This is a genomic window from Mucilaginibacter sp. P4_G9, assembly GCF_056400985.1.
In genome coordinates, this window is sequence record NZ_JBFUKF010000278.1 from 1 (window position 1) to 6,596 (window position 6,596).

General features: G+C 40.2%; 3 protein-coding genes. 1 reads left to right on the top strand and 2 read right to left on the bottom strand.

The features are described from left to right. Both AC1DPZ_RS19400 and bglX read right to left on the bottom strand, forming a co-directional pair. A partial coding sequence (locus AC1DPZ_RS19400; protein ID WP_477406455.1) for a SusC/RagA family TonB-linked outer membrane protein occupies positions 1 to 2,827 on the bottom strand: 2,827 nt, incomplete at its 3' end. A gap of 931 nt (positions 2,828 to 3,758) precedes the next feature. After that, complete coding sequence (gene bglX, locus AC1DPZ_RS19405) at positions 3,759 to 6,071, bottom strand: beta-glucosidase BglX (RefSeq protein ID WP_477406457.1); 2,313 nt, start codon at positions 6,069 to 6,071, stop codon at positions 3,759 to 3,761. Between the two features lie 196 nt (positions 6,072 to 6,267). Here bglX and AC1DPZ_RS19410 point away from each other — a divergent pair. Next, positions 6,268 to 6,596 (top strand): NUDIX domain-containing protein (locus AC1DPZ_RS19410; protein WP_477406459.1); only part of this gene is annotated, 329 nt, incomplete at its 3' end.

Consider the following 6,596-nt stretch of genomic DNA (forward strand, 5'->3'; position numbering starts at 1 on the left):
CTCTAATAACGTTGCCTTTAAATACCTGCGGAAAATCTGTCCAGTATTTAACATAGTTAATGTTTTGGTTACCTTGCGAACCATAGAAGAATGCGCTTAAGTCAAAGTTTTTAAAATAAGCATTCAATGTAAAACCATAGGTAAAATCAGGATTAGGATTACCGAAGAAGGTTCTGTCATCTGGAGTTATTTTACCATCCCCATTAACATCTTTGTAATGGAATAAACCCGGTTCTGCACCAGTCTGGCCTGCCGCTTTTAATGCATCTGCCTCAGCCTGATCTTTTATTAAACCTGTAACAACATAGCCAAAAAATGCACCCTGTGACTGTCCTGGCTGAAACCTGGTAAACGCACCTATACGGGTTGAACCACCACTTGTAAAGTCATAATATTTTTTTCCGGCTGGTAAGCTGATAACCTTATTTTTATAATGGGTAAGATTGCCTGTAAGATCGAATTTAAAATCGTTGCCAATATTGCCGTGATAAGTAATATTGATATCAAAACCTTTATTACTAATGTTACCGCCATTCACAAATGCAGGGGTTGCACCACCCTGAGCATCTAAAAGATCAGGTCTGAAGAGCAAACCTTTAATATCTTTTTTGTAAACTTCAAAGCCAATCTCGAGTTTGTTATTCAATATAGTCGCATCAAAACCAACATTGGTAACTACATCCTGCTCCCAGGTAGTTAAGGCATTACCAATTTGTTTACGGTAAATACCCAGCATTGCGCTACTACCTGTACCGCCTAAATCGTAATAAGAGTTTTGTGCGTTTGAACCAAATAAGTCAGTGGCATTGGTTATCCCAATGTTACTGATAGAGCCCAATTTACCCCAGCCTCCACGAAGCTTCAAATCATTTAACCAGCTGATATCTTTCATGAAAGACTCTTGCGAGATCCTCCAACCGGCGGTTACTGAAGGGAAAACACCGTAGCGATGAGCCGCTGCGAAAACTGATGCACCATCACGACGGATTGTAGCACTTAACAAGTAACGGTCATTATAGGCATAATCCAATTTACCAAACTGTGAGTAAAGTGATCTGTAGTAAATGGTGGTATTGTTATTTGCATCATTATTAGAGTTACTTTGAGTTTTTGGATCTCCGGTATCTAAATTAATAAAGGTAGGATCTACTGAAATAGTATAATTCGATCTGCCGCCGCGTAAACCACGCTGATTTATTTTATTGGCTTCAATACCTCCCAACAATTTAATATCGTGTTTGCCAAATTTTTGGTTGTAGGTCAGGGTATTTGTCCAAAGATACTGGCTTTTATAAATTGATCCTTCGGTAAAAGTATTCGGGTTAGTATTACCTTCCGCGTTTTCTACAGAAGTAGGAGTGAAAGTGTAATAGTAAAGGTTATCAAAAGTACCGCCAAAGCTTGTGCGCGCGGTAAAATGTTTCAGGAAGTCAACTTCGGCGAAAACATTACCAGACATATTCCAGTCATTACCACGATTATTTTTTGCGCGGGTTTGTATAGCTACCGGGTTTGATGAGTTACTTAAACCTGCCGATTTTGTACCAGCAAAATTACCCATGATATCATAAACCGGGATAACAGGAGGCTGACGGTAAGTATAAGAAACGCCATTACCTTCATTTTGATTACCAATTGATGGGTTATCCTTGTAAAACATATAAGCATTTTCGCCTATACGGATATGATCGCCAACAGCAAAATTAGTATTTACACGTAATGCGTACCGTTTTAAGTAGGTATTAAGCAGTGTACCTTGCTCGTTCAAATAATTTGCCGACATTAAATAGGTTGACTTATCGCCACCACCGCTTGCGGTAATGTTGTGAAAAGTTCTTGGGGCCGATTTAAAAGTTTCATGAAACCAGTCKGTACCAATTTTATTGGTTTTGGTAATTTGGTTACTGTTGATGTTATAAGTAGAAGGATCTGTATTAGGATCGCCGGAATTTGCAGCCGTTGGTGTAATATAGTCTTTCAAAATAGCACCGCCGGTACCTGGGTATTGAACGCTACCAACTGATCTTTGGATCGCATCAGCATATTCCTGGCTACCAGCTAAGTGAAAACCATCCTTTAGAGGTTTTTGGCTGCCATAATAAGCATCATAAGTGATTGTTGCCTTACCGGCTTTACCTTTTTTAGTGGTAATAACAACAACACCGTTTGAACCCTGTACACCGTAGATGGCAGCAGAACCCGCATCTTTCAGTACCTGGATTGATTCGATATCATTAGCGTTAACATCATTGAAGTTGCCTTGTAAACCATCTATTACATATAGCGGGCTTGAGTTACCTATTGATGTAATACCACGTACACGCACTGCGCTACCACCACCAGGTGCTCCACTGTTAATAACTGTAACACCCGCTGCCTGGCCTTGCAATAAAGCAGCTGCCTGGCCACCTGGTACTGCTTTTAAGTTGGCAACGTTAACAACAGCAACCGAACCGGTGATGTCTTTTTTACGTTGCGTACCGTAACCTGTTACTACTACTTCGTTCAGTGCATTGCTGCCTGCAACTAAAGTAATTGCAATTGTAGTACTGGCGCCAACTTTAACTTCGCTGGTTTGGTAACCAATGTACGATACTACCAGCGTTTGGCCGGGGCTTAATGTAAGGGTGAATTCACCGTTAACATCTGTTACAGCGCCCGTAGTAGATCCCTGGATACGTACCGACGCTCCAATGATTGGTAATTTGTCATCGCTGCCGATAACTTTACCCTTGTACTTTGTTTGGGCTGTAACTACCAATGAAGAAACTAAGCAGCATAGTAGCACGCATAGGAATCTTCCTTTTAGGAGTAAACTTTTAAACATGAGATTGAGATTTAGTTGATTAATATATTTGATTTAAGATCTTGTGTTCTATTTGGTGTTTTTAAGTTTGCAACTGGATTATAACATGCCTCGAAACGTTTTTTTTGGTGAGAACAAAAAAACCGGGAGGCTGGCTCACAAAAAGGCGCCAGGCAAAAAATGAAGATTTTAAAGTGTTGGAATGTAAAAGTCTAATCATAAATGAACTTCCTGTAACAAATTTAACCTGTACCCCTCACCCTCTTTTCATGTTCCTTAATATCTAAGGTGTACACTACGAAATGTTATAATAATATCAGAATTTGTATTGTTTCTGGCGTTCCAGAAATTTATATTGGCTATGCAACTAATGTAATGAGAGTGTATTGTTTACACAAGTGAAAAGTGCAGATTTACAAATTAATTATTTATACAACCTTTAAGGCGTTAAAATCACAAATTGTGAATATTTTATTAACAAATCATTAATAAAAAGACCACTTTTTTAAAATTTTTACAAAGTAAAAATCCTGCCGTTACGGATAATGTATCATCAAAACCATGTGTTAAGCATTTATATTGGTAAAAAGTGGTTTTATCCTTTGGAATTTTACCCTTGTTAACGCTATAAAAATATTACACAATTTACTACTGCTAAATGTTAAAATATCATCATAATTGAACAGTAATGTCATTACAACATTTATTATTTTGCGAATTTATAAATGTAGCCGAAACATTTATAAATAAAATAATAAATGTTCCTGCTACATTTATTTACGGGCGAACGTAACCTTGATATTTGTCAAAAAATGCCTTTCCACAAAAAAGCGCTATACATTTTAAATGTATAGCGCTTTTTTGTGGAATATATTCAACCTTATAAATCAAGGGGTCATATAAGACATTATATATTATTATTAAAAAATATTTTAACAATAATTTCCATATCCTACTTACTCCACCACACAGATGCCATATGAGTATCACTTGAATTGGTGCCAATTTGTACAACAAATTCGCCCGGTTCCCAATCATATTTTAACTGGCTGTTGTAAAATTTTAATTGCCCGGGAGTTATTGCAAATGATACCTCTTTGGCCTCACCCGGCTGCAGGCTTATCTTTTTAAAATTCTTCAACTCTTTTACCGAACGGCTAACAGAAGCTGCAGGATCACTGATGTATAACTGAACTACTTCTTCGCCTGCGTATTTACCGGTATTGGTGACCGTTACGGTGGCGGTTAAGGTTTCATTTCCGTTTAATTTGGTTTTACTTAGTTTAACATCACTGTAACCAAATGTGGTGTAGCTTAAGCCATAACCAAACGGATAAAGCGGATCATTTGAGATATCCAGATAGTTTGATTTAAATTTAGATGGCCCCTTACCATCATAAGGCCTGCCGGTATTTTTGTGGTTATAATAAATAGGGATCTGCCCTACGCTGCGCGGGAAGGTAGCGGTAATTTTACCGGCGGGATTATAATCGCCAAATAAAACATCGGCTATTGCATTGCCGGCTTCGGTGCCGGGTGCCCAAACATCAAGTATGGCGCTGGCATGGTCGTTTTCCCAGGTTAAGGTAATCGGGCGACCGTTAAATAAAACAATAACAAGCGGTTTTCCTGTTTTGGCCAGGGCCTTCAACAGGTTCTTCTGGCTTTCGGGAATATCAATATCAGCCCGGCTTGATGATTCGCCCGACATGCTTTGCGACTCGCCTACTACCGCCACAATTACATCCGATTTTTTTGCAGCTTCAACAGCGTCGGCAATCATTTCATCAACCGGTTTTTTATCCTGGGTTACCATTTGCTGGCCAAAAAAGTTAAGCCTGTTTATAAAGCTAAGGTCATCGGTAATGTTTGATCCTTTTGCGTAGTTGATTGTCACATTATTGCCTGCCACGTTTTTAATACCCTGCATCACACTAATTGATTTTTCCCATTCGCCGGCCACTACCCAGGTGCCCAGCATATCGCGCTGGTTATCGGCCAGCGGACCAACCAATGCAATACTCCCTCCTTTTTTAAGCGGCAGGGTTTGCGCATCGTTCTTTAATAATACAAATGAATGTTTAGAAATATTACGGGCAATACTGCGGTTTCCGGGCGTTAACACATCGGTGGCTTCCCTTGCCGGGTTAATAGATTTATAGGCATTATCAAACAGGCCCAATTTGTATTTTGCCTCAAGCACACGACGGCAGGCCAGATCAATATCCGCCTGGCTTATTTTACCCTCTTTTAACGATTTTTTAAGCGTTGTTAAAAAGCCTTCGCCAACCATATCCATATCCAGTCCGGCTTTTAGTRCCAGTGCCGATACCGTTTGCAAATCACCAAGGCCATGGGCTTCCATTTCGTTAACAGCCGTATAATCTGATACTACAAAACCTTTAAAACCCCATTGCTTACGCAGTAAATCGGTTAATAGCCATTGGTTGCCCGTGGCAGGTATACCATCAATAGTATTAAATGAGCTCATGAAACTGCCTGCGCCTGCATCAACAGCAGCCTTATAAGGAGGCAGGTAATCCTGGTACATTTTAATGCGGCTCATATCAACCGTATTGTATTCTCTACCGGCTTCGGCCCCGCCATATAATGCGAAGTGTTTTACGCAAGCCATAACCGCATCGGCATTTTTCATGCTACTACCCTGGTAACCCTGTACCATCGCTTTGGCTACCTCTCCTCCGTACCATGGGTCTTCGCCCGATCCTTCGGAGATCCGCCCCCAGCGGGCATCCCTTGCAATATCAACCATTGGCGAAAACACCCAGTTTAGCCCTTCGGCCGTGGCTTCTTTGGCAGCTATCTGGGCTGATTGTTTAATCAAACCCATATCCCAGGTAGCCGACATCCCTAAAGGGATAGGGAAAATGGTACGGTGCCCGTGTATAACATCCAAACCAAATATAAGGGGAATGTGCAGCCTTGATTTTTTAACGGCCACGTCCTGTACTTCTCTCACCTTGTCGGCGTCCCAAATGCCAAATACACCACCAATGGCGCCATTTTTAATTTTGTCTTCAACTCCCTTATTTACCACCGAACCTGTTGTTGCTGCACCGATGGTTACCAGGTTAAGCTGACCAATTTTTTCGTCGGGTGTCATTTTCTTCATCAAGCCACTCACAAAAACATTCATTTTCGTGTCCACGGTTTGGGTTTGGGCCGATACCTTATTAAAAGGCAGCAACACCACGCAAAGCGGAATAACCCTGGCTATAAGTTGAGTTGAAAAATTCTTGTTCATTTTTTTATTTACGTTGTAGGAAGATTAATTAACAGAATTTGATAGGTAAAAGCGCAATATGCCCCTTGTATAACTACTTAATTAAAAATTATCGTTTATAATTGGCTATAATACAGCAACAAACTTATTGTGTATAAAGTACACAATAGTAATTATTATAATTAAATAATCAAACTATTTTTGTAGAATAGCGCAAATGTTAAGCAAACAAGAACTAATTGAGTACTGTAACGAGGCCCGTAAAACCTACCTTGAGCATATTTCTATAGACTGCGTGGTTTTTGGTTTTCACGAAGGGCAAATGAAAGTGCTGCTGTTAAAAAACCATAACGAGGAAAAATGGTACCTGCCCGGCGGCTTTGTGCTTAAGCGCGAACCTATTGAAATGGCGGCCAACCGCATACTACATGAACGCACCGGCCTTGATGAGATCTTTTTGCAGCAGTTTCATGTTTTTGGTGACCCGGACAGGTCAAAGGTGCACAATGAGATGTATGCCGATATGTTGCCGCCCGAGCAAAACTG